Genomic DNA, 26410 nt, shown 5'->3' on the forward strand with positions numbered 1-26410 from the left:
GAACCTACGACACTTCGGGTATGAACCGAATGCTCTAGCCAGCTGAGCTATTCCGCCATGTTGGTTGCGGGGACAGGACTTGAACCTGTGACCTTCGGGTTATGAGCCCGACGAGCTACCAGCTGCTCCACCCCGCGACATTGGTGCTTAAGACTGAAATCAAACCAGTACGGTGTTTAACCACCTTAGAACGTTAAATTCTGTACACTTGCCTGTTCCAACACTCAAACATTTTGTTGCTTTGTTGCATTTTTTGTCATCACTGCCTGACGACAATATTTATTATAGTGTAATATCAAACTATTGTCAACAGTTTTTTTATAACATGCAAATTTCCTTTAGAGCTAGTATTTTCAACGTTTAGTAAACTTTGGTTTTTTGTCAGAATTTTTAAACTTATTTTTTTCTGAATTACTTTATATAATTTTATTCATTTTCACTATGAATCTTATAGGTTTCAAAGCCAAATTTGCATTTTATATTTTTTAACATTCTTATTTTAAACCCTAATACATAATTAGAAATTATATACTTATAATATGCAAAAATTCAAAATTTAAACTATCAGTTAAAAAAAAGAGTGATTAACACTCTTTTATTTTATATTAATAACTTTTTTTATTGTAGCCACGACCTTTATTATCTTGGCTTCTTTTTAAATCTTGAAATCTTTCTTCACTGTCCTTTAGAAATTTAGACATTCTATCCTCAAATGAAGAAGATCCGCTTTTCGATTTTTCCTTATCCCAATCTATTTCCATAGGTTTGCAAGTTTTTTTAGGTACTCCCGCTTGCTTTATAGATAAACTCATCTTTCCATTGTCGTCAACTGAAATTACTTTCACTTTAACAACATCATTTTCTTTTAGATGTTCTCTAACATCCTTTACAAATACATCTGATACTTCCGAAATGTGGACAAGACCTGTTTTTCCTTCCACTTCAACAAAAGCACCAAAATTAGTTATGTTCACTACTTTACCTTCTACTATACTTCCAGCCTTTAAGGTCATATTAAAAAGACTCCTCCTTAAATAATGTTTTAATTTATATATTATGTCATCTACAGTATATTACGCTATAAACAACATAAAGTCTATTTTTCACTTACACTGTTGTCTATTACAGGAGTCTCACCGTCTTTAATAAGTCCTAGTTTTTCTCTAGCCAATTTTTCAATATACTTATCTGTTTTGGATAGCTCAACTTCATCCTGCAATTTTTTATTTTCTTTTTTTAATCTGTCATGTTCCACAGTGTAGTTTGTTAGTTCTTTATTCTGTCTATGCATTATAACCTGTTGTTGAATTAAAACGTAAGATATATATATACCTAAACATCCTAAAATTATATATTTACATTTTTTATTTTTAAACACAATACTCACCACCCATAGACAAATAAAAAATAAGTACTAAGAATATATTTGCAATTATAAAAAATTAAAATATACTTATCATTAACATATAAGTATATTTTAATTTGTATTGTTCATTTGTTCAAGATGTTTTATGTTAATTTTTTATTTTTCCTTTTACTCTATTCAAACAAATTCTTACAGGATAAGACAAAATGTAAAAAATTCTTCTTATAAACGTTGATATTCCACACATCACCTGTCTTAACATGTCTATAAACGTTCTACTAATAAATTTTATATAAACAAATAAACCTAGTGCAATATATATAAAAATATTAAAATCCATATATGCATAATTAGTGTACATCATAAATAAGAACACTATAGATCCTGTAGCTATCCAAAATAACACATCCTGAATAGTCGTTATTATTTTACCAACATCTTCAAATCCACGAATTATTCTATAAATATCGAAAAGTACTCCTATTAGCATACCACTTAAAATGCTAAAAATTAAGAGTGATACTTGTCTCTCCATTGTAAATAACATAAGTGCTACCTAAAAAGCTTTGATAAAGCCCCTTTTCCCTTTCTTGGTTTTTTTTCATCGCTGGTATATACAATATATGTTATTTTGCCACTAATCATAACATCTCCATTTTGCACGTCTAGTTTATTCATTTTTAAATTTTCACCTCTTATGTCCATAGCACCCAAAACAGTGTTTAAAAGTATTTGATCTTCATCAAAACTTATAATTTCTTCAACACCATCTATGGTCATTCTTTTTCGTGAGTCTAAGGTTAAGTAACTTTTTTTATCTTCAATTTTATTATTTTTATTTTCCATATAATCCTCCCTGAATACTTACTCCCTATTAATAAATATTGTATTCATTCAAAATATATGCAAACAAATATAATTTTTTAATATAATTTACTACTCTTTGTCTTCTTCACCAGATATAATTTCATACATATTTTTAGCATCTTCTTTTGTAACATGACTTGCTATGTTTATAATTCTTGCTTTTAACACTTGTGTTGCAAACTGTATTTCGATTATATCTCCTTCTTTAACTACTGTTCCTGGCTTTGCTACTTTTCCATTTATTAAAACTCTTTGATTTTCACAAACTTCTTTTGCAACTGTTCTTCTTTTTATTATTCTAGAAACTTTTAAATATTTATCTAATCTCATTCTTCCCACCTCAAAATTTATTTTATATATAATATTATGATTAAATTCTATATTTATTATAATTGCTTTTATATATAAAAAAAACCTAGAACTAAATCCAGGTTTTTTCTTTTAAATTTATAATAAATTATTTATTTACTATATCTTTAAATTCTTTTCCAGCTTTAAATACTGGTGCTTTTGATGCTGGTATATCTATTTCTTCTTTAGTTCTTGGGTTTCTTCCTTTTCTAGCTGCTCTTTCTCTAGTTTCGAAAGTTCCGAATCCTACTAATTGAACCTTTTCTCCCTTTGATAATGCCTCTTCAACACTCTCTATGAATGCTTTTAAAGCAGTCTCTGCATCCTTCTTTGTTAAACCTGATTTTTCTGCCATATTTGTAACTAATTCTAATTTGTTCACGATTGTACCTCCTTAATATTAAAACGCTTCTTCATTCAAAACTTCATTTATCGTTGAATATAAGATAGCATATTATAAACATGTTTTGCAAATAATTTCTGCTTTTTTATTTATTGTAAAAGTATTTAATATTTACATACGTTTAGCTTCTTCCCACAACTCATCCATTTCTTCAAGAGTCATATCTAAAAGATCTAAACCTTTTTTTATTGCACACTCTTCTATAAACTTAAAGCGATTTATAAATTTATCTATAGTATAATTTAATGCAATTTCTGGGTCTATGTCAAGAAGTCTAGCAACATTTACCGCAGCAAATATTAAATCACCTACTTCTTCTAGTATTCTTGACCTATTTTCGCCATTATATACATCTTTTACTTCATTTAACTCTTCAATTACCTTATCCATAGCCGGTTTTACATCTGCCCAATCAAAACCTACTTTTGCAGCCTTGCATTGAACTTTATCAGCTCTTAAAAGTGCTGGTAAAACCTTAGGTACGCTTATAAGTTCATCAGTGTAGCTTTTATACTTCTTCTCTTCTTTTTTTATTTCATCCCAATTTTTTAAAACTTCTTCACTATTTTTAACATTTACATTACTGAATATATGTGGATGTCTATTTATCATTTTATTACAAATACTTTCAATAACATCATTTATGTTAAAATAACCATCTTCTTTTCCGATTTGGCTATGGAATACTACCTGGAGTAATACATCACCAAGTTCTTCTGTAAGTTTTATATCATCCTCTTCATCTATAGCTTCTATAACTTCATAAGTTTCTTCTATTAAGCATCTTTTTAACGATTTATGATTTTGCTCTAAATCCCATGGACATCCATCTTCGCTTCTTAGGGTATCCATTATGTTTAATAAATCATAAAAATCTTTTACTTCATCTAGTTTTTTAGGTATATAAATTGATGTTAAATAATCTATATCTTCCTGTCTATCAAGCTCATATAACTTTATCTTTCTTATGCTTTCTAAGCCTTTAACTCCAGCTGCTCTTACAAAATATATTTCTGTTTCATCCTTGTAGTATTCTAGCAATGCAAGCTTTGTTTCTGATGCTATAAATTTATTATATACCTGTGTTATTATAAGTCCTACTCTTTTATCTAAAATTTGATTTTTTATATCAAATGCGTCTATTATTTTTATTCCATTTATAGGATCTAATTTTAAACTTTCCATAACAGCATCAACAAAACTAACTGCTGGTAATATCTCATAGTCTATCTTTAATTCTTCACATTTTTCTATTAGTAATGTTACAGAGTTCTCTGCAACTAATGGATGCCCTGGTACTGCATAAACTATATCTTTTAAACTATTATGTTTATTTATTATGTCATCAGCTATAGATTTGTAAACCTCATCAAAACTTTCACTGTTTTCATATGCACTATCATAGCTATTAAAATTTACACCTAATGATTTTAAATATTCTACATTAGGGTGTTTTTCTGTTCTAAAAAATACATTTTCACTATCTTTTAAAAGCTCTAGCGTTCCAATGGTAAGCGCTTCTTTCGCTCCTGGTCCTAATCCTACTATTTTTATCAATTGTTTCACGCTCCTGTCTAAGTCATACTCAAATAAATAATAGACCAAATATGCTTTGAATCTTTAGTTTATTATTTCTTTTCATATACCTAACTTTTTATAAATTTGCCTTTAATATCTTCAATTTCAAACACTTTTAATGTTATAATTGCCACTAAATATATTATTACTCCTGCAAAAATAGAAAATAAACATGCTATTGTATTACTTATTGTATACTTATAGACAGTATTATAGACAAAAACAACTGAAAAAGCCATAAGCAATGTACCAATTGCTGGTTTTAACAAAGTTTCCACTAAATCTATTTTTGTATTAAAAATTTTTCTAATTTGAATCATATTTAATACAACTGTGATTATATAGCCAACCATTGTTCCTATTACTGCACCATATATGTTTAAAACAGTTATAGAAACTAGCATATAGCTAATTGCCACTTTAATTATACATCCTATAGCTAAATTATATACTGGTCTTAAATAGGCTCCTACGCTTTGCAATAGCGCTGTTGTTGTTTGAGTTATTATTACAAAAGGAATCGTTAGTGATACAAATTTAAGAATATTATATCCTGCAACATCCTTTAAAAATATTAAATGCATTATAGGCGCTGCTAGTGTATATAACCCAACAGTACAAGGAAGTGCTATTACAAAGGAAAGTTTAAAGGACATTTCCACTCTACGTTCTAGCTCAAATCTTCTTCCTGTTGAATATGCCTCTGATATTATAGGTACCAAAGTTGCACATAATGCCATTGATAGAGCTAGCGGTACGTTAGATAGTGTTAATGCTTTCCCTGTCATTTGGCCATAAAGGATTGCACTTTCTTCTAAAGTAAAACCTGCTACTAATAAACGCTCAGGAACTATTATTGAATCAATAAGTGACATAACAGTACCTACTGCTGCACCTATAGAAATAGGTAATGCAGCCTTTGCAATTTCACTTATCATACTTTTAGTTTTAAAATTTTTATTTACTCTTTTTATAGGTCTTTGTCTTATATATGCAATAACCAAATATATACTACCTAAAATCCCTCCAATTACCGTTCCTAGTGCTGCACCACCGGCTGCAAAAGCTATTCCTTTAGGTAATAATAAATAGGCAAATAAAACTCCTCCTATAACTCTTCCTAACTGTTCAACTATTTGAGATATACCTGTATATGTCATATTCTGCATTCCTTGAAAAAATCCTCTAAATGTACACATAATACAAACAAATATTGGTGCTATTGATATTGCAAGAAAAGCTATATATGAATTTTGATGCCATTTTAGCCCTGTTATTATTGGTTTTGCAAAGCTAAACATAATAGCTGAAGCAACTATTCCTATTGGAATCATGAACATTAGTGTATCTTTTAAAATTCTTTTAGTTCCTTCATAATCATTTTTCGCATTAATTTCAGCTATAATTTTAGACATAGCTATTGGTATACCTGATGCTAAAGCTACAAATGTCATATATAAAGGATATGACATTTGGTAGTAACCCATACCTTCATCACCTATTAATCCTTGAATAGGTATTCTAAAAAACAGCCCTAAAAACCTTGCAAATATACTTGCAAATCCTAGTATTACAGTACCCTTTACCAATGATTGTTTCTTCATAATATCCCCCCCGAAATTAATATTAACTATTACTCTAAATTAGCCGATTTCAAACTTTAATCTTATTAGAATTTCTTTCAAATTTTCACAGACTAGCATTTTAAGTTTATTCATCAAATTTTTGTTATCAGTTGAGAAAAATAAGTGCAAATATATTTAGTTAAGAATTATGAATTATGAATTAAGAATTTAGGATGAAAGTGACAACCACTTTCTGAAAATGATTTTAAAAAATCTATCAATATAATTTGCTTTGCAAATTTATAAAAAGTACGTTCAGAATTACTAGGAACGAAGTGAGTAGTAATAACTTCAACTGTTCACTATTCACTCTTAACTTTTAACTAAAATAATCTGTTAGTTATTGATAAAATATTAATTTGAATTTTCTCATTTGATAAATGAATAAGTTTAAGATTTGATTTGGAACCCTATATTTCTATACAAGCAATAAGGTTGTCCTTATTTTTAATTTATTTACTATTCAGTGTGTTTATTACTTTAAGTGAAATATTAATGTATTTTTTTTGTTTTATTTAACTTATATGTTTAATACAGTAATTTTTAGTCAATAGTAATAGATGTAGTTGGAAGGCAAAAAAATAATGGCATATAAATGCCATTATTGTTCCATTTGTTTTCCTAAGAAGGCGGATGCTGTTTCAGCTAATTTTAACTCTAAATCTCCAAATTTTACATTTTCCTCTTTAGAAACTATTATTACTGCTCCAATAGCGTCGCCTTCTGCTATTATAGGGCTAATAACTTGAGATTTATATACATTTTCATCTTCGTTTTCATATAGTGGTATAACTTTTTCTGATCCTTCGCCTAAAATTATAGCTCTACGACCTTCCATTAATGTTTCCACTTCATTAGCAACTTTCTTATCCATATAATCTTTTTTAGAACATCCACTTACAGATATTATACTGTCCTTATCTGCAACAATTACTATATTACCTATTGTTTGTTGAAGTGCTTCTGCATATTCTTTTGAGAATTCACTTAATTCTTCTATTGGAGAATATTTTTTTAATATAACTCCACCTTCTCTATCTGTAAATATTTCTAATGGATCTCCTTCTCTTATTCTAAGAGTTCTTCTTATTTCTTTAGGGATAACTACACGACCTAAATCATCTATTCTTCTTACTATTCCTGTTGCCTTCATCAATGATTCCTCCTCTTTTGAAGTTAATTGTTTTATATTATGCTATTATTATCCTTCTAAATTTGAAATTTTATACACATTTATAAAAATTTCATTTTAAATGAAAAAAAGAAGCTATAACTACAGTTATAACCTCTTTTTATTTATACTATTTTAAATTTTTTTCATATGTTTTTATATTAGCTTCTTTTTGCCACTTTTCTGCTGTTTCATTCCAAGTAGTTTCTTGTTTTTGTTTTTGAAGCTCTGTTTTTATTTCTTCTTTTACTTTATCAAATGCTTTTACTGGATATTCTTGCTTGTCATAACATTTAATAATGTGATATCCCCATTGAGTATGAACTGGTGCTGTAGTGTAATTTCCTTTTGTTAATGGTTTTGCAAATTGCATAAACGTAGCATCAAATCCAGAGTTTTCAAACTCAACCCAACCTAAATCTTCAAATCTATTACCAGAAGTTTGTGCGTCTTCTTTTTTACTATCATCTGTTTTTGCTGCATCTTTTTCTGCTTGTTTGGCTTTAATATCTTCTCCTACTGCATCAAAATCTTCACCTTTTTTTAATCTCTCTATTACAGCATTAGCTTCTTCTTCTGTTCCAACTAATATATGTTTAAGATTAGTTTTGTTTGGTTGCTCTGTGTATTTATCCATATTAGAATCATAATGAGCCTTAATTTCTTCATCAGTTACCTTAACATCTTTAACTACCGCATCATGAACTTTATCATATATCAATTTATTTCTTATATTATTTTTTAAACTTTCTTCTGTTTCTCCAGTTTGTTGTAAAGCAGCTTTAAATTTATCTTCACTATCAAAAGAATCAGTTATAGTTTTATATTCTTTATCTATTTCAGTTTTAAATTCTTCTTCTGTTGGCATAACTTTTAGTTCTGTAGCCTTATTTTGTAATATTTTTTCTCCTACAATTTGGTTTAACATCTGAGTTCTGTATTGAGTTAAAAGAGTTTTTCCTTCTTCAGATTTTAGGTAATCTTCACCTTTTTCTGCAGTTATTTGAGATTGTATAGATTTCATTCTAGCATCTACTTCGGACCTTTTTATTTTCTCCCCATTAATTTTTGCAACAGTTGACTTAGCAACACCTTCTGGAGTTCTTTCTATTAAATTACATCCTACTAAAGAAGTTGTCATTGCAGCTATCAAGCATGTAGCTACTATTTTTTTAACACTTTTCACAATTAATCCTCCATTCAAAATCATCTAGTCATTATATAAACATCTATTTAAATAAAATTCCTCTGATTATTTTAATTTATTTTTATTTCATATGTGTGACATTTGATTTTATTTTAGCATAAAACTTTATATTTTAAAACATTTACCATTTATACAATTTTATGTTTTGTAGCTTTACTATTTTTTTTCATTTAAACTTTGCATAAATTTTACAAGTTCTATTAAGTTATCTAGAAGTTTTTCTTTTTTATCTTCTATTATTTTATACGACATACCAGGTGTCTCACCTATTTTGAAGTTAATTTTCTTAATATATTTATCCAAAATACCATTTAATATATTTTGAGTTAAATATTTTTTATTTTCAAAAGTTAGTACAACCTCTTTTTTGATTTCTTTTATCTCAATTATTCCAACTTCTTTAGCTAAAAATTTAAGATATGCTATATTCATTAAGTTATAAACTGTTGGTGGTATGTCAGAGAACCTATCTTCTATTTCCTCTTGCAGTTCCATCATATAGTCATAACTATCAATTGATGCAATTTTTTTGTATACTTCAATCTTTTGTGTTTCATCTACTATATAGTTAGATGGTATAAATGCATCAATTTTTAAATCTACAGTAGTTTCTATCGGTTCGTTTTCTATATCACCTTTTATTAGTTTTATAGAATCCTCAAGCATTCTACAATACAGATCATAACCTACTACTGCCATATGTCCATGTTGTGATGAACCCATTATATTTCCAGCACCTCTTATTTCTAAGTCCCTCATGGCTATTTTAAATCCAGACCCTAACTCTGTAAAATCTTTTATAGCTTTTAGTCTCTTTTCTGCAACTTCTGTTAAGACTTTATCTTTGGTATAAGTAAAGTAAGCATAAGCTATTCTATTACTTCTTCCAACCCTTCCTCTTAACTGATAAAGCTGAGAAAGTCCCATTCTATCTGCATCATATATAATCATAGTGTTGGCATTTTGAATGTCTATTCCTGTTTCTATTATAGTTGTACAAACAAGCATATCATATTTATAATCAGTAAAATCTAATATGACTTTCTCTAGTTCTTTTTCTGTCATCTGACCATGACCTATTCCAATTCTAGCTTCTGGAACTAATTTTTGCAGATAAGCTGCCATATCTTTTATTGTTTCTACTCGATTATAAACAAAAAGTATTTGTCCATCTCTATTTAATTCTCTCATTATAGCATCTCTAATTAACTGCTCATTAAACTCTACTACATATGTTTGTACTGGATATCTATCCTCTGGTGGAGTTTCTATTACGCTTATATCCCTTACTCCTGTTAAGGACATATGGAGAGTTCTTGGTATAGGTGTAGCTGATAGTGTTAATACCTCTACATTCTTTTTAAGATTTTTTATTTTCTCCTTATGAGTAACTCCAAATCTTTGTTCCTCATCAACTACTAAAAGACCTAAATCTTTAAATTGAACATCCTTTTGTAGCAATCTATGTGTACCTACTAAAATATCAACATTACCTTCTTTTAATTTTTTCAATGTTTCCTTTATTTGTCCTGAAGTTCTAAATCTACTTACCATATCTACTTTTAAAGGAAAATCTGAAAATCTTTTAACCATGTTTTTATAGTGTTGCTGTGCAAGAATTGTTGTTGGCACTAAAAATGCAACTTGTTTTCCTTCCATAACACACTTAAATGCAGCTCTTAGCGCAACTTCTGTTTTACCATAACCAACATCACCACATAAAAGTCTATCCATTGGCTTATCGCTTTCCATATCCATTTTAATATCGTCTATTGATGTTAACTGGTCTGGCGTTTCTTGGAATGGAAATTCATCTTCAAATTGTTTTTGCCAAACTGTATCTTTTCCAAATTTATGACCTTTTATTTGTGCTCTTGTAGCATAAAGTTTAACTAAATCTTCAGCTATATCTTCTATAGATTTCTTAACTTTAGTTTTAGCTTTTATCCATTCGCTACCGCCTAATTTATTAACCTTAGGTGGACTACCCTCTGAACCTATATATTTTTGAACTAAATCTAACTGCTCTGCTGGAACATATAAGGTATCTCCATTATTATAGCTAAGCTCTAAAAAGTCCTTTTTATGCCCTTGTACTTCTAATTGCTTTATCCCCTTATATACACCTACACCATGATTTGCATGTACTACATAATCACCTAATTTAAGCTCTGTAAAACTTTTAATTTTACTTGCACCTTTAACATTTTTACGTTTAACAGATGATTTTCTTTTTGATTGTCCAAAAACTTCTTTATCAGATATAACGCAAACTTTTAAATCTGGACATTCAAACCCTTTTAAAAGATTTCCAAAAGTCACTACAACCTGACCAAGTTCTATATTATCTACAATATCTTTGTAAACTGCTTCTATTTCTCTATCTCTAAGAGTTTGAATCAGTCTTTCTCCTCTTGTTCTTGTTCCTGATAATATTAAAATTCTATAACCATTTTTCTTTTTTTCTCTAATATCATCTATAAGCAAATCTAATTGCCCATGATAATCACTTATTGTAATTTGAGAAAAAGAAGATATGGTTCTTGGTTTTAATATTTTATGTGATTTAGCAATAGCATCTAATGTTATAACCTTTTCATTTTCTAATATATCTATTGCTTCTTCTTTAGACATTAAAAGTTGTGCTTGTTTTGGAAGTATATTTCCTCTTTTTAAGAAAGTTTCATAATTTTGCTCAAATTCAAAATAAACACTTTCCAATTTACCATTACATCTTTGAACATCATCAACTAAAATAAAGCAATTACCAATGTAATCTAAAAGTGTTGACATTGTTTTATAAAAATACGGCGTATAACTATCTATAGTTTCAAAAGTCCATGTCTCCTTTAATGCTTCTAAATTGCCAGAAATTATAGCATTTAAACGCTCACTAGCATCAAAATTCTTATTTTTCTCAAAGTTTTTCATGGATTCCGTAAAATCTTTTTCTATTTGCTCATATGCAAATTTTATACTTTCTTCATCTGTTATTATTTCTTTTGCTGGAAATATATTAACAGTTTTAACTTTTTCAATACTTCTTTGGCTATCAACGTTAAATGTTCTTATAGAATCTATTTCATCATCAAACCATTCTATCCTGTAAGGGTATGCCCCTACTGGTGGAAATACGTCTAATATACCACCCCTTATTGAAAATTGACCTTTAGACTCAACCATATCACATCTTTCATATCCACATTGAATAAGTTTTTCAGTAAGTTCAGTCATATCAACTACTTTTCCAACCCTTAGTGAAAAGATATATTTTTTAAACATATCTACTGGAGTGTATAAACCTATTATTGCGTCTATAGGTGCTACAATTACTTGGGATTTATTTTTTATTATATTACTTAATATTTTAAGTCTTTCCCACCTAACATCTCCAGATATAGCATCTGCATTATAAAAAACAACCTCTTTAGATGGAAAATAGAAAACTTTATCTATATATAAATTTAAATCTTCATAGATATTTTTAGCTTCTACATCACTATGAGTTAATATTAATATTTTTTCATTTACATTTTCGTATACAGCGTTTATCAAATAGCTTTTTGAAGATTCAGAAAGTCCATAAACTCCTATTGGAAATCTATTATTTTCTATGCTTTTTGATATTTCTTTAAATTCTTTACTATTCCTTAATGGCGACATAATTCCATTTAATCTCAAAAGTATCACCTCTACTTTAAAAACTTTAGCCTCGCCTTATATATAATTTTAGGCTAAAATTTTAAATTATATTATGTTTACAGTAATCTTTTAAATAACTAAGCTAATATTTTTTCATAAAAACCTTTGTTAATTAAATTACCACTTATTTAAATTTTAAATAAGGCATATAAAAAAATAACAATTCAACTATATATTCTTCAATACAACAAACTTAAAGCCATTTATAGTACACTATATATGACTTTTAACTATTAGGTATTATGTAAAATAAACAATAGTTCAAACTTATTATCTTTTGAATATGCCTAAGTATAGGCCTATAATAATGGCTAGGCCTTAAATCCATTAAATTTATTCATAGCCTCTGCAGTATTTTGAGATATTATTGTTTCTACTGCATCTATTGCTGGTTTAAAGGTTTTTTCTAATAATTCTCTTTCTTCTTTTGAAAACTTACCTAATACATGGTTCACTAAATCCCCTGCTGGTCCTCCAACACCTATTTTTATTCTTGGAAAAATATCTGTACCTAAATGAGCTATTATATTTTTAATTCCGTTGTGTCCACCAGCACTTCCCTTAGGTCTTATTCTAATATTACCAACTTCTAAACTTATATCATCATAAATTACTATTACATTATCATTTGGTATTTTATAAAAATCACAAACCTCTCTAACACTTTCACCACTTAAGTTCATAAATGTCTGAGGTTTTAAAAGAATTACCTTCTCACCATTTATATTTGTCTCTCCATACATACCTTTAAATTTTTGCCTATTAACATCAATATTATACTCATTTGCAAACAAATCTATAATATCAAAACCTACGTTATGTCTTGTTTTATCATACTTATCTCCTGGGTTTCCAAGTCCAACTACTAAATACATTTTTACCTCCAATTTTTCTGCCGTTAATCTATATATTTTATACTAATTCTCATTTATTAAATTCTAAAGTTATTCATTTATCAAGTAAGAAATTTTAAAATTAACATAACTAATAGTTATAGATTTTAACTTTTAACTCTTAACTTGCTATATATATAATTTAACCTATTTTATCATAAGTTATATTATATAACAAAAAAACAACAATACACACTAAAACCTATAAAATAATATTAAAGACCACAAAAATATTGATTTTAATTTAAATACAAAAAACGGCCTATAGCCGCTCTTTATAAATATAATATAATATATTTCAAACCCTGTACTTATTATATCATCCTATAATATCCTAATTTCACATTTATAAGTTCGTACTGACCATTTTTAAATACTTTACAAACTACAATGTCTCCTTCTTTGCAATTTTTTATACTTCTATTCAAATCTTCAATTTCTTTTAACTCAAAATTATTTATGGACATAATAATATCTGTAGGCCTTATACCAACTTTATAGGCATCACTATCTTGTATTACATCTTTAACATATATGCCCATAATTCCATCATCCTTGTCTTTGGCAATAGCTTTTTCTCCGCTAACACCTAATCCTAATTTTAATGGATCTCCTTTTTTCATAAGCACATCAATTATTGCCTTTGATTCTTTTATAGATATAGCTAAACTCTCATTAGTACCTTTTTCTGAGTAATTTAAAAGATTATTATTTATTCCTATAAGTTCTCCTTTTAGATTGCAAAGTGGAGCTCCACTATCCTCTACAGAAATTATAGCACTGCTTTTTATAGCTGTATAACCTATAGGTTTATTTGTTTGTCTATCCATAACAGATACTCTTTGATTAGCATTTTTAATATCACCAAAGGAATAATTACCTTTAAAAGAGGTTGCAATAGGATTTCCTATTGCTATAACCTCATCACCATTATTTACTTTTGAAAAATCTCCAAAGGCTATAGGTGTCAATCCCTCTGCTGATATCTTTATAACAGCTAAATCTAAAACAGCATCTACACCTATAACATCAGCATAATAAATCTTATTATTATATAATTTTACTTTTATATCATCTGCTTTGTTTATTATGTGTTGATTTGTAACAATATACCCATCGGAACTTATAATTGTTCCTGCACCACTATTTATTTCTGCGTTTTCATCATTACTCACTTTACTTATAGAAACCACAGATTTTTCTAGCATATCTGCAAGTTCCTGTAGTGCCTGTTTTTTATCCGATGATATAAGGGCCTCTTCATTTAAAGAGTTTTCATTCATAAAATTTTCAAATTTATAGTCAAATACCATTTTCGAAGTAATCGCTCCTGAAAGTGAAGCTATCAAAACATATATAATTATATTAGTAATTTTTTTATATATATGTTTTTTTCTATTTTTAGCCTTTTGAAATCTAATATCACTACTTGTATATATCTGTGAATCAAATCCCAATTTGTTATTATCCATATAGCTCCACCTCCTTTAAGCCATTTAAACTAATGTTAATGTAAATGTGAACATTACTCCATTTTCTGTATTCTCTACCCAAACATCTTCATCTAACATATTTATTATTTTCTTTACAATAGATAATCCAAGACCAGAACTAACTCTATTAGTTCTTGACTTGTCCCCCTTATAGAATCTTTCCCAGATATTTTTAAGTTCTTCTTCATCTATATGGCTTGCTGAATTTTCTATTGATATATAAGCTTTTCCGCTTTTAGTTGTACAAGATAGATTTATATGAGTACCCTCTTTTGAATGTTTTATTGCATTATCTAATAAATTTAAGATAACTTGAAATATTCTATCTTGATCCCCGTAAACTAAAAGTTCATCCGATTCAAAAATCACATCGACACTTATTTTTTTCTCTTTTATTTTACCTTCATTTTTTAATATACTAAGTCTTATTATTTCATTAATATCTATTTTTCTTAACGCAAGCTTTATTCGTCCTTCTTCTATAGCAGACATATCTAAAAGGTCATTTACAAGCCTTGCCAGTCTTTGAGTTTCTTCATAAGCAATTGTTAAATACTGATTTTCCTTTTCTTTTGGAACCACTCCATCTAGTATGCCCCTTATGAATCCGTTTATAGATGTAATTGGCGACCTAATATCATGTGAAACATTACAAATAAACTCTCTTCTGTTTCTATCAACTTTTTCTAGGGAATCTGCCATAGAATTAAAAGCCTTTGCAAATTGTCCAATTTCATCGTTACTATTTATCTCTACTCTTTTTTCTACATCCCCATTGGCAATTTTCCTTGCAACGGCACTCATATTTTGTAATGGCTTAATTACAATTTTATCAGTGAAAAAATATATTATTACTATCGATAAAACCATAACAATTCCTGTTGATAACCAAATTATTTTATATATGTGACTTAAAGAATCTTTTAGATAATCCATAGATATATCGACAAGTATAAATGATGATATATCATCATTTTTGTCTTTTATATCTTTCATTAAAACATAATCACCTTTTGAAAATAGTTGATTATCCTTTTTTACTTCTTTTAGAGTATTCTTTTCCCCAAAATCATTTAATATAACTTCTGTATCTGAAAATATTTGCTTTCCAACTAAATCTTTACCTTTTTCATCTGTTGAGACGAATATATACCCATTCCTATCTATAAGATATACATTTTCGTAAAAATATTTACCTATAAACTCTAATGATGAATTTAAATCTTCATAGCTTAAATTTCCATTCCCCTCAACATAACTTAATGATAAATCTTCAACTATTTTTATATGTTCTAATACTTCTTGCTGTTTTCTTTGTATATAATAATCATTAAACCAAATCGACAAAACAGTAGCTATTAAAGATAAGCTCAAAAATATTATAACAGTATATATAAATACCATTTTGGAGAATAGGTTTTTTTTTATCATTATTTCACCTCAAATTTATATCCTACACCCCAAACAGTTTCTATTTGCCAGTTAACCCCACCTGATATTTTTTCTCTTAGTCTTTTAATGTGAACATCTACTGTTCTTGAGTCTCCAGGGTAGTCATATCCCCAAACTTCACATAATAATTGTTCTCTTGTAAACACTCTATTTTTATTGCTTGCAAGATAGTAAAGCAATTCAAATTCCTTAGGTGGCATTTTAACTTCTTCATTTTTATATACAACACTATAGGAATTAGCATCTACAATTAAACTATCATATGTTATTGTTTCTTTACTTTCTGATTCCATTGTATACCTTCTTAAAACAGCCTTAACTCTAGCTATTAATTCTTTAGGCTCAAATGGTTTTACTATATAGTCATCTGCTCCAAGTTCTAAGCCTAAAACTTTATCAAAAGTTTCCCCTTTAGCTGTTACCATTATAACTGGTGTTTCACTATCTTTTCTTATCCATTTTAAAACATCCATTCCGTCTACGTACGGTAACATAACATCTAATATTACCAAATCCGGTTTAAAATTTAAAAAACTTTCCTGAGCTTCTTTACCATCATGTGCAGTCTTTATACAGTAACCTGCACTCTCTAAATACATTTTTATTACCTCGCAGATGTTTTTATCATCATCTACTACTAACACTTTTGCAATTGAGCCTTCCATCACACATACCTCCTAAGCTAACATACTTAAATGCGCATTATTTATTCTTATTTTTTCTATTACTTGTATAAAAATCCAATTAAAAATTATATTTTATTTTTAAAATTGAATATAGAAAATCTATCATCTCTGAGTAAAAGTACTTATTTAATATAATATGGTTTATTACATATTTTAAGTCTCTATTCCTATTATACTTGGTACAAGCTATAAAATTAAGATTTGTTACAAAATATTCAAAAATTGTTCGTAAATTAAGCTTATTACTTAAAAAATACATAATTTATTGGTTATAATTTTATCTTTTTTATGATCTAAACTATAATTTTATAATTTCAACTGTTATTTTTAGATTTTTCTGTAAATTGTTTTTATTATTATATACTTTTTGTTGTTTAAAATAGAGGCACAAAATACCAAAAAGATAATTCTATTAGATATTTGTGCCTCTACCTTTGTATCCATTATAATATATACTTACATTTTAATAAATTATAATATTATTTTTTATTATTAATCAAATAATTTACTTACAGATACATCTTCATATATTCTTTTAACTGCTTCTGCAAATATAGGTGCAACTGATATTGTTTTTATCTTATCAATTTGCTTTTCTTCTTTTAATTCAATTGTTCCTAAAACAATAAGTTCTTTTATTGAAGATTTTTCAATTCTTTCTATTGCTGGGCCAGATAAAACACCATGTGAACAGCATGCATAAACTTCTTTAGCACCTCTTTCAACTAGTGCATTTGCTCCATTACATATAGTTCCTGCAGTGTCTATCATATCGTCTATAAGTATAACTCTTTTACCTTTTATTTCCCCTATTATGTTCATTACTTCACATACATTAGCTTTTGGTCTTCTTTTATCAATTATTGCTATTGGTGCATTTAATCTATCTGCAAAGTTTCTTGCACGAGTTACACTTCCTAAGTCTGGAGAAACTACCACAACGTCATCTTGATCTTTAAAACCATTTTCGATGAAGTGTTTAGCTAGTATTGGTGCACCTGTTAAGTTATCAACTGGTATGTCAAAATAACCTTGAATTTGAGCAGCATGTAGGTCCATTGTTAATACTCTATCTGCACCTGCTGCTGTTATTAAATCTGCAACTAACTTAGCTGTGATTGGATCTCTTGCCTTAGCTTTTCTGTCTTGTCTTGCATATCCATAATAAGGCATAACTGCAGTTATTCTTCCTGCTGATGCTCTTTTTAAAGCATCAATCATTATTAAAAGTTCCATTAAATTGTCATTTACTGGTGAGTTTGTTGGTTGAACAACAAAAACATCAAGCCCTCTAACTGTTTCTGCTATATTAACAGATATTTCACCATCACTGAAGTGCCCAACTTTTGACTCCCCAACTTTTAGTCCTAGAATATTGGCTATGTCCTCTGCTAACTTTGGATAAGAATTTCCTGTAAAAATCTTAATGTTTTTACCATGCGATATCATATGTAGTCCTCCCATTTTATTACTTATTATTTTTTTTAACCCAATTTTCTTTATTTATTTGCCTTGCTCTTGCTATTGCTAAAGCGTTTTCAGGCACTTTTTCTGTAATAGTTGATCCTGCTGCAATGTAAGTGTTGCTTTCTACTTCAACTGGAGAAACTAAGTTTGTATTACAACCAATAAATGAATTGTCTCCAACTATAGTTTTATGTTTATTTACTCCATCATAGTTCACTACCACTGTACCACAACCAAAATTACAGTTTTTACCTACTTCTGCATCACCTATATAAGTTAGATGAGATATTTTTGTTCCATCACCTATTTGGGATTTCTTAACTTCAACAAAATCTCCTATTTTAACTTTATTTCCTATAACACTTTGTGGACGTATATATGCAAATGGTCCTACTGTTGTTTCTTTTCCTACTGTACTTTCCATTATTACTGAACTTTGAATTGTTACATTTTCTTCTATGACACTATCTTTTATTCTACATCCTGGATAAATTGTACAATTATCTTCTATTACAGTTTTTCCTTCTATAACGTTATTTGGATAAATAATTGTATCTTTTCCTATTTCAACATCACAATTTATATAAACATTATTAGGATCTATTAATATAACTCCATTTTCCATGTGTTTTTTATTAATTCTTTTTCTCATTATCTCTTCTGCAACTGCAAGTTCTACTTTAGAATTTACTGCTGTAATTTCATCAACTGGAACATCTACAGCTCCTACTTTTTTTCCTTCTTTTTTTAGTATTTCTATTACATCTGTTAAATAGTATTCTCCTTGATTGTTATTATTATTTAATTTTGATAATGTAGATAATAATGATTCTATATCAAAGCAATACATACCAGAATTTATTTCTTTTACCTTAACTTCTTCTTCATTACAGTCTTTAAATTCTACAATTTTTTCAACTTGATTTTCTTCATTTCTAATAATTCTTCCATATTTAGCTGGGTTTTCCATTATTGAAGTTAATATAGTTGCACTATACTGATTTTCTTCATGATAGCTAAATAATTTTTCAACTGTAGTTTTTGTAATTAATGGGCCATCTCCTACAAATATAGCTACTGTTCCTTTTTTACCTTTTAAAAAGTCTTCAGCACACATTACTGCATGGCCTGTTCCTAATTGTTCCTTTTGAACAGAATATTGAACTTTTCTACTTTCAGTACCTGCTTTTACTTTTTCAGCACCGTTTCCTATTACTACATCAATATCCTCTATATCACACTTTCTTAAAGTATCTATAACGTGATTTATCATTTCCTTACCGCAAACTTTATGTAACATTTTTGGAATGTCTGATTTCATTCTCGATCCTTGTCCAGCGGCTAATATAATGGTACATTTATACACTTAAAACACCTCTTTAAATAATCTATTTCTTACTATGAATAAGTTTTTATTAAATATGTATTAAATATTCATTACGTTATATATTTAAAATAAAATTAATGACATATCATTAATAATTATACTTCTCTTTTATTTAATTTTTTTATATATAATTTTCAACTATTTAATTTTCTATTAATTTTGTATAAAATTTTTTTACGCAATAAATTGCTTTTAAATAAATTTATAAAATATTATTTATATCCTTATTAATTATATTTTATATACTAATGTTTTGCAAATAAAAGTGAATATTTTTATACTTTTATGTGAAAAAGTACACCTTTTTTTGCTAATTAATCCTCTTTTTTAACATAATTTGTTACACTTTTTTCTTTTTTTTGAATAAATTATACATTTAAAAGCATAAAAAAATAAAAAGGAGTGTACTCCTTTTTATTTTAAACTTCACTCTATTCTGAATCTGGTTCTACTTTAGGTTCTTCTTGTATAACCCTTTCATACTCAGTAAGAATAGCTGTTTGTATTTTTTCTCTTGTTTCTGTATTAATTGGGTGAGCTATATCCTTAAACTCTCCATCTGGAGTTTTTCTACTAGGCATAGCAATGAAATAACCATTTTGTCCCTCTATAACTTTAATGTCGTGTATAACAAATTCATTATCGAAAGTTATAGAAACTATTGCTTTCATTTTTCCCTCTGTGGCAATTTTTCTTATTCTAACATCTGTAATTTGCATGAATTCCACCTCCAAGCTGTACTATAAGAGTATTATTCTCCATATTTTTCAAATTTCCTTCTTTTTGTTGAATAATTTTTTATTTTCTGTATTTTCTATCTCTTATTCGAATTCTACTTATCTATATGTGAAAATTATCATTCATTCAATTACAATTAATTTATAAATCTACATTTACCACTACAATAAAATTCTTTTAAAAACTTAATTTGATATAGTGTTCCAAGTTAACCTTTAAAACTATTCATTTACCAATGAGAACATCAAAAATAATATTTTATTGATAGTTAACAGATTATTTCATTTAAGAGTTAAAAGTTGCAACGCTTCGCTAGTTAAAAGTTAATAGTGAATAGTTAAGAGTTACGGTTATTATTACTCTCTTCGTTCCTAATAATGCTAAACGTATTTTTTTATATAAATTTGCAATGCAAATTATATTTATAGATTTAAAAGAAAGTGGTTGCCACTTTCATCCTGAACCCTTAACTCTTAATTCTTAACTCTTAACTACCTAAAGCTGTGCTTGTTTTTTTAATACAACAAAAATTTGTATTCCTATAAAGTACGCTTATCAGAAGGGTTAACCATAGCTCTTCCCTCTTGGTTTATTCCATTAAACTCAATTATTGATATGTAATTATCCATTAGCTTTTCTTGTCCTTCTGAATTATTATCTACTAACACTCCACAAGCTAAAAGTTCACTATCAAACTCTGAAAGCAGCTCCTTTATACCTTTTGCAGTTCCGCCACCTCTCATAAAATCATCTATAAACACGCATTTACTATTCTTTTTCATTGCTTTTCTTGAAAGGGACATTGTTTGTATTCTCTTATTTGTTCCTGATATGTAATTTACATAAACACTTGCACCTTCTGTAACTTTATTTCTATTTCTTACTGTTACTAATTGAACCCCTAAATTTTTAGCAACTTCATATGCTAGTGGAATTCCTTTAGTTTCTATTGTTACAACATAATCAACGTCTAAATCTTTAAATATTGATGATAATATTTTTGCTGCTGGAACTATTATATTTGGATTAAATATTAAATCAGTAACATATAAAAAGTCCCCAACCATTACTCTATCTTCTTCACTTGCTATTTCACAAAGTTTTTTTTCAAATTTTTCTTTTTCTTCTTCTGATATATCTACAGTAAACTTTATTCCTCCAGCTGCTCCTGAAACAGTTTCAACTTTACCTACTGATAATTTTTCTAACGTCTCTCTAACAATAACTACGTCTTCACTAACTGTTGACTTTGCAGCATTAAACATTTCTGTAAATGTATTTAAGTTCACCACTTTATTTGGTGTTTCAGTTAAAACTTTAGTTATTCCTACTATTCTTTGGTTTCTACTAAACTTATCACAATCTCTTCCCATATTTAACTACCTTTCTGAATAAGAATTTTAATAAATTTATATAAAAATCTATACTACATCTCGAATAAAACTGATATGATTTCTTTCACCTTATCATTGCATATATAATAATTAACTTCAAGACCATCTCTGTTGCCTTTTATTATACCTGCGGATCTTAATTTTTGTAAATGTTGAGAAACTGTAGATTGTGGCAAATCTAAACAATTTTGCATACACGTTACATTTCTTTCACCTTGCTCTAATAATCCTTTAACTATACATAATCTAACTGGATGTGCTAGTGCTTTTAATATATCTGCATACTCTACATACAATTCTTTTATATCCTTATTCATAACATCAACAACCTTTCTACCTAAATATAAACCTTTAAATAATATCTATATATTATAATCTTTAAATATAACCATCATGCTATATCGATTTATAAATTCTAACCTAATATAGTAAAATATTTTTATATATATTTGTATAATTAATTTACCTTTAAACGTAAATTTTAAGATTAAAATCTTTTATATAATACAATATTATCATATTTCCCTGTGTTTAGTCAGTATTTATATATTTTTATCATCTTTTACTGAAAATAAACCTACTTTAATAAGATAAAATCTTAAACTTAAATATGAATTTGTTTCCCAATCTGTTTATTTAAGCAAGAACTTTTTAGATTAAATAAAAACATGTGAAATATTTTAGGATGTTTATTATTTTTGAATATTTGAGAAAACATTTGGAATAATAAATATAACATTTATTTCTTTAAGAGGTGATAACATGAAAAAAATTTTTACTGAAGAAGATTTGAAAAATGCTTATAATCTTGGAAAACAACAAGGTGCATTAGAATCTAATAATTTAAATAATAGTTCTAGAACAGACGAGTTTTCTTCTCAACTACCAATGGATAACTCAATTGTAAAATCCGTTGAAACAGACTCTCTTATTAGATTAAGATAAATAAAAGGCTTAGAATTATCTAAGCCTTTTATTTATGTATTTATAACGCTTTGCTAGTTAAGAGTTGTAACGCTTTGCTAATTAAGAGTTAAGAGTGAATAGTTAACAGTTGTGGTTATTACTACTCACTTCGTTCCTAGTAATGCTAAACGTATCTTTAAAAATCATTTTCAGAAAGTGGTTACCACTTTCATCCTGAATTCTTAATTCATAATCCTTAATTTTTTTAATTATCCTTTGTCCATTGTCAATTTTCTAAAAATCTCTACCTCAACTAAGTATGCAATCGTTCAAAGTTTTACCTCCATCACAAGAGGGACAGGTTCATTTGTGGCTATTTTCTTCGCTTAATTGTAGATTCCACAATTACTGTATTCCCATAATAAAATAAAAAAAGAACCAGTACCCTTATTTGGGTTTTAGTGAAGCCTTTAAATAAGCAATTACTTCTAGTGTTGCCTCCATCACAAATGGGACTTTATCAGTTAATAGTTAAGAGTTAATAATTAATAGTTGTGGTTATTACTACTCACTTCGTTCCTAGTAATTCTAAACGTACTTTTATATAAATTTGCAAAGCAAATTATATGATTAGATTAAAAAGAAAGTGGCCTCCACTTTCATCCTGAACTATTAACTATTACGTCTTAACTCTTAACTCTTTTAAGGGGGACTGGCTAACTTTTTTACTTATGATAACTAACTTTAAAGAGCTACTCTCTATTTTATGTAATTAAACCATTCGTGCCTGTCCCATTTGTTACGGCTATAAACTCTGAGTATAACTTTTGTTAGTTTAATCTCTCAAATTTAGAATTTATGCCTTTCAATTAAAAAGAAACTGGTAATCCAGTTTCCTCCATCATTGTCAATTGTCCTTTGTCAAATGTCAATTATATAATGTTCTTAATCCTTAATTTTTTTAATTGTTAAATGTAAATTGTCAATTATATAACTTGGAAAATAAAGAATTTTAAGTAGTAAGATTCTTCATCTGCTGTCCATAATATAGGATGGTCTGGGGCTTGTGTTTTAAATTCAACTTGTCTTAATAATCTACCTGCATCCCTTGCAGCTTCATATATAGCTTCTTTGAACGATTGTGGATCCATAAAATGAGAACAAGAAGCTGTTACTAAATATCCACCTTTTTTAACAAGTTTTATACCTCTAAAGTTTATTTTTTTATATCCTTTTTTAGCATTTCTTATAGTTTCTCTTGCCTTTGTAAATGCTGGCGGATCAAGTATAACTACATCATATTCTTTTTTCTCATAGTTAAGTTCTTTTAAAATTTCAAAAGCATCATGACATTCAAATTTAACTGTATCTTCAAGGTTGTTAAGTTCTGCATTTTTTCTGCAAAAATCTACTGCATGCTGAGATATATCTATTCCTAAAACACTTTTAGCTCCTGCAATTCCTGCATTTAATGCAAAAGACCCTGTATGTGTAAATACATCTATTACATCTGCATCTTTACATATTTTATGTATTGCTTTTCTATTTTCCTTTTGGTCTAAGAAAAATCCTGTTTTTTGACCATTTTCTATATCAACATTATATTTAACACCATTTTCTTCTATAGTTATCATAGTTTCAAAAGGCTCAGTTAAAAAACCTTTTTTAAGTTCCATACCCTCTTTTAATCTTACCTGTGCATCACTTCTCTCATAAACACCTCTTGCACCATACTCTTCTACAAGTACATCTACAATAATTTGTTTATATTGATCAATACCTAATGCTAAAGATTGTATAACATATACATCTTCAAATTTATCTATTACTATACCTGGAAGAAAATCAGCCTCTCCGAATATAAATCTACAAGAAGATGTATCAACAACCTTTTTTCTATATTCCCATGCATCTTTTAATCTTTTTCTAAAAAACTCTTTATCAATCTCTTCATTTATATCTCTTGTCATTATTCTTATAGATATTTGAGATGCATCATTTATGTATCCTTTACCTATAAACTTATCTTCCGCTGTATAAACTTCAACTATATCACCGTTTGTATATTCACCATCATAACCGTGTATTTCTGTTGAAAAAACCCATGGATGACCACTTAATGTTCTTTTTCCTCTACCCTTGTCTAAATAAAACTTACAAGCCATTCTATTGATTGTCACCAAAAATTATAAGAATTAAATTCTTTAGTATTTTATAATTTAATCTTTGCAATGTTCTTTGTTTCTGGCAACATCCTCCCTTTTTTAGTTTATTTTTTGAACACTGTCTTTAGTTTCTTACATATTTTATTGTTTATTTTTTTACATTATGATTATATTGTACAGCACAGTTTCATGCAAGAATACTGGTCTATTATTTATTTGATTATGCCTAAATTAAGATAGATTTTAAAATTTATTTTAAAATTTCTTCTATGCTGTACCCTTTATCTTTTAAGTATTTGCTTTTTTTAGGAGTCTCTATTACTTGTGCTCCATAAATACTATTATGTTCGCCTATATAGTAACTTATTAGTACACTTATAATATAGTATGGTATTGCCCTATCACCAAACATTTCAATTCCAAGCATTATTGTTGCTATTGGTGTATTAGTTGCACTACCAAAAACACAGATTAAACCAAGTGCCGCTAATAATGATGGTTCTATATGAGCTATTTGTCCAATTGCACCACCTAAAGATGCCCCTATATCAAATAAAGGAGTTACTTCTCCCCCCTGAAATCCAGATGCTAATGTTAGTACAGTAAGTATAAATTTCTTAACAGAATCACCTATTGAACTGGTACCATTAAAGCCTGCATCTATTAACCAAGTACTTAATCCTCCATATTCATAAAAATTAAATATTACTATTATAATAAGAACAATAAAAGATGATATTAATGCTCTAAGTAAATAATTCTTTATTTTACTAGAGTAAATTTTCTTTAAAAATTTTATACTTCTAGAGAATAGCTTACCTACAATTCCAAAAATGCAAGCTGAAATTATAGTTATAACTAGTGTATATATAGTTATATTGGGAACTGAAATTATAGAGTGTATAGAGTGTTTTATTCCAAAAAAGTTTGTTACATAATCTGCAACATATGCTCCTATAAAACAAGGAAATATAGACTCATAACTTAATTTACCAATAAAACAAACTTCAACTCCAAAGAATGTCCCAGCAAGTGGAGTTCCAAATACAGAACCAAAAGCAGAACTGATTCCTACCATTATTAAGGTTTTTTTATCTTTTCCCTCTAGTTTAAATATATTAGCTAATTTATTAGTTACGGTCCCTCCTATTTGAACTGCTGTTCCCTCTCTTCCTGCAGAACCACCTACAAGATGTGTTAAAACTGTAAATATAAATGTTAAAAATGCCATTCTTAATGGTACTTTAGTTTCCTTATGAGTGCTTTCAATAATAAGGTTGTTTCCTCTTTGAGAACCTTTGCCATAATTATTATATATAAATGCTGTTGCTACACCAATGAGTGGAATTAAATAAAATAATTGATAATGACTCATACGAAAATTAGTAACATACTCTAAAGACTGTAGAAAAATAGCAGACGCACACCCCATAATTACTGCTGTTAAAATTATAAGGGTAAATAGTTTTATATGTCTTTTAAATTCCATGAAAATTTTATCTCCTTTCTATATTTATGTTTTCCAAAGTTATAAATAAACAAACTGCTATTTAACTTTA

General features: G+C 28.0%; 23 protein-coding genes and 1 tRNA gene. 1 reads left to right on the forward strand and 23 read right to left on the reverse strand.

What is annotated here, in order from left to right; all coding sequences use genetic code 11:
- Positions 1–61: 61 nt before the first annotated feature.
- From ACYUE0_RS11100 to ACYUE0_RS11200, 21 genes are all read right to left on the reverse strand, one after another.
- Positions 62–137: transfer RNA gene (locus ACYUE0_RS11100), tRNA-Met, on the reverse strand.
- A 468-nt stretch (positions 138–605) separates the two neighbouring features.
- On the reverse strand, positions 606–1013 hold the full coding sequence (locus ACYUE0_RS11105; RefSeq protein ID WP_061996340.1) for a S1 domain-containing RNA-binding protein: 408 nt from the start codon (positions 1011–1013) through the stop codon (positions 606–608).
- Between the two features lie 83 nt (positions 1014–1096).
- Positions 1097–1378 (reverse strand): FtsB family cell division protein, encoded by a 282-nt coding sequence (locus tag ACYUE0_RS11110; RefSeq protein WP_010297705.1) that lies wholly within the window; start codon positions 1376–1378, stop codon positions 1097–1099.
- A gap of 136 nt (positions 1379–1514) precedes the next feature.
- The gene (yabQ, locus tag ACYUE0_RS11115) at positions 1515–1913 is read right to left on the reverse strand and encodes a spore cortex biosynthesis protein YabQ (RefSeq protein ID WP_199870391.1); all 399 of its coding nucleotides are present in this window, start codon (positions 1911–1913) and stop codon (positions 1515–1517) included.
- 5 nt (positions 1914–1918) lie between these two features.
- Positions 1919–2212, reverse strand: coding sequence for a sporulation protein YabP (yabP, locus tag ACYUE0_RS11120; protein WP_061996338.1), 294 nt, complete (start codon positions 2210–2212; stop codon positions 1919–1921).
- 90 nt (positions 2213–2302) lie between these two features.
- Complete coding sequence (locus tag ACYUE0_RS11125; protein WP_010297715.1) at positions 2303–2563, reverse strand: RNA-binding S4 domain-containing protein; 261 nt, start codon at positions 2561–2563, stop codon at positions 2303–2305.
- A gap of 127 nt (positions 2564–2690) precedes the next feature.
- Positions 2691–2966 (reverse strand): HU family DNA-binding protein, encoded by a 276-nt coding sequence (locus ACYUE0_RS11130; RefSeq protein WP_010297719.1) that lies wholly within the window; start codon positions 2964–2966, stop codon positions 2691–2693.
- A 132-nt stretch (positions 2967–3098) separates the two neighbouring features.
- Positions 3099–4544 (reverse strand): bifunctional methyltransferase/pyrophosphohydrolase YabN, encoded by a 1446-nt coding sequence (gene yabN, locus ACYUE0_RS11135; protein ID WP_199870392.1) that lies wholly within the window; start codon positions 4542–4544, stop codon positions 3099–3101.
- An 89-nt stretch (positions 4545–4633) separates the two neighbouring features.
- Positions 4634–6169 carry a putative polysaccharide biosynthesis protein gene (locus tag ACYUE0_RS11140; protein WP_460270581.1) on the reverse strand — a complete coding sequence of 512 codons (1536 nt, stop codon included), beginning with the start codon at positions 6167–6169 and terminating at the stop codon, positions 4634–4636.
- Positions 6170–6791: 622 nt separating this feature from the next.
- Complete coding sequence (spoVT, locus tag ACYUE0_RS11145; protein WP_061996335.1) at positions 6792–7343, reverse strand: stage V sporulation protein T; 552 nt, start codon at positions 7341–7343, stop codon at positions 6792–6794.
- Positions 7344–7491: 148 nt separating this feature from the next.
- Positions 7492–8547: a peptidylprolyl isomerase gene (locus ACYUE0_RS11150; RefSeq protein ID WP_199870393.1), complete on the reverse strand. Its 1056-nt coding sequence runs from the start codon at positions 8545–8547 to the stop codon at positions 7492–7494.
- 177 nt (positions 8548–8724) lie between these two features.
- On the reverse strand, positions 8725–12249 hold the full coding sequence (mfd, locus tag ACYUE0_RS11155) for a transcription-repair coupling factor (protein WP_061996333.1): 3525 nt from the start codon (positions 12247–12249) through the stop codon (positions 8725–8727).
- Between the two features lie 332 nt (positions 12250–12581).
- On the reverse strand, positions 12582–13145 hold the full coding sequence (gene pth / locus ACYUE0_RS11160) for an aminoacyl-tRNA hydrolase (RefSeq protein ID WP_199870395.1): 564 nt from the start codon (positions 13143–13145) through the stop codon (positions 12582–12584).
- Positions 13146–13477: 332 nt separating this feature from the next.
- Positions 13478–14635, reverse strand: a complete 1158-nt coding sequence (locus ACYUE0_RS11165; RefSeq protein WP_460270582.1) for a S1C family serine protease — start codon at positions 14633–14635, stop codon at positions 13478–13480.
- 24 nt (positions 14636–14659) lie between these two features.
- Positions 14660–16087: a sensor histidine kinase gene (locus tag ACYUE0_RS11170; RefSeq protein ID WP_061996330.1), complete on the reverse strand. Its 1428-nt coding sequence runs from the start codon at positions 16085–16087 to the stop codon at positions 14660–14662.
- Entirely contained in the window at positions 16087–16773 is a 687-nt protein-coding gene (locus ACYUE0_RS11175; RefSeq protein WP_199870397.1) for a response regulator transcription factor, read from the reverse strand. Before ACYUE0_RS11175 ends, ACYUE0_RS11170 begins: the two co-directional genes overlap by 1 nt.
- A gap of 513 nt (positions 16774–17286) precedes the next feature.
- The gene (locus ACYUE0_RS11180) at positions 17287–18243 is read right to left on the reverse strand and encodes a ribose-phosphate diphosphokinase (protein ID WP_460270584.1); all 957 of its coding nucleotides are present in this window, start codon (positions 18241–18243) and stop codon (positions 17287–17289) included.
- A gap of 19 nt (positions 18244–18262) precedes the next feature.
- On the reverse strand, positions 18263–19627 hold the full coding sequence (glmU, locus tag ACYUE0_RS11185; protein ID WP_460270585.1) for a bifunctional UDP-N-acetylglucosamine diphosphorylase/glucosamine-1-phosphate N-acetyltransferase GlmU: 1365 nt from the start codon (positions 19625–19627) through the stop codon (positions 18263–18265).
- Positions 19628–20079: 452 nt separating this feature from the next.
- Positions 20080–20367, reverse strand: a complete 288-nt coding sequence (gene spoVG / locus ACYUE0_RS11190; RefSeq protein ID WP_061996327.1) for a septation regulator SpoVG — start codon at positions 20365–20367, stop codon at positions 20080–20082.
- Between the two features lie 558 nt (positions 20368–20925).
- A complete protein-coding gene (gene purR, locus ACYUE0_RS11195) occupies positions 20926–21759 on the reverse strand; it encodes a pur operon repressor (protein WP_061996326.1) in 834 nt (277 codons plus the stop codon).
- Between the two features lie 53 nt (positions 21760–21812).
- Positions 21813–22097, reverse strand: coding sequence for an ArsR/SmtB family transcription factor (locus tag ACYUE0_RS11200; protein ID WP_061996325.1), 285 nt, complete (start codon positions 22095–22097; stop codon positions 21813–21815).
- Positions 22098–22542: 445 nt separating this feature from the next.
- On the opposite strand from ACYUE0_RS11200, the gene ACYUE0_RS11205 reads away from it, so the two are divergent.
- Positions 22543–22725, forward strand: a complete 183-nt coding sequence (locus ACYUE0_RS11205) for a hypothetical protein (protein WP_010297770.1) — start codon at positions 22543–22545, stop codon at positions 22723–22725.
- Between the two features lie 947 nt (positions 22726–23672).
- On the opposite strand, the gene ACYUE0_RS11210 is transcribed toward ACYUE0_RS11205, so the two are convergent.
- Both ACYUE0_RS11210 and ACYUE0_RS11215 read right to left on the reverse strand, forming a co-directional pair.
- The gene (locus ACYUE0_RS11210) at positions 23673–24851 is read right to left on the reverse strand and encodes a class I SAM-dependent rRNA methyltransferase (protein WP_460270587.1); all 1179 of its coding nucleotides are present in this window, start codon (positions 24849–24851) and stop codon (positions 23673–23675) included.
- A gap of 250 nt (positions 24852–25101) precedes the next feature.
- Positions 25102–26340: a chloride channel protein gene (locus tag ACYUE0_RS11215; protein ID WP_460270588.1), complete on the reverse strand. Its 1239-nt coding sequence runs from the start codon at positions 26338–26340 to the stop codon at positions 25102–25104.
- Positions 26341–26410 lie beyond the last annotated feature (70 nt).

It is taken from the genome of Clostridium sp. CTA-19 (assembly GCF_054767855.1).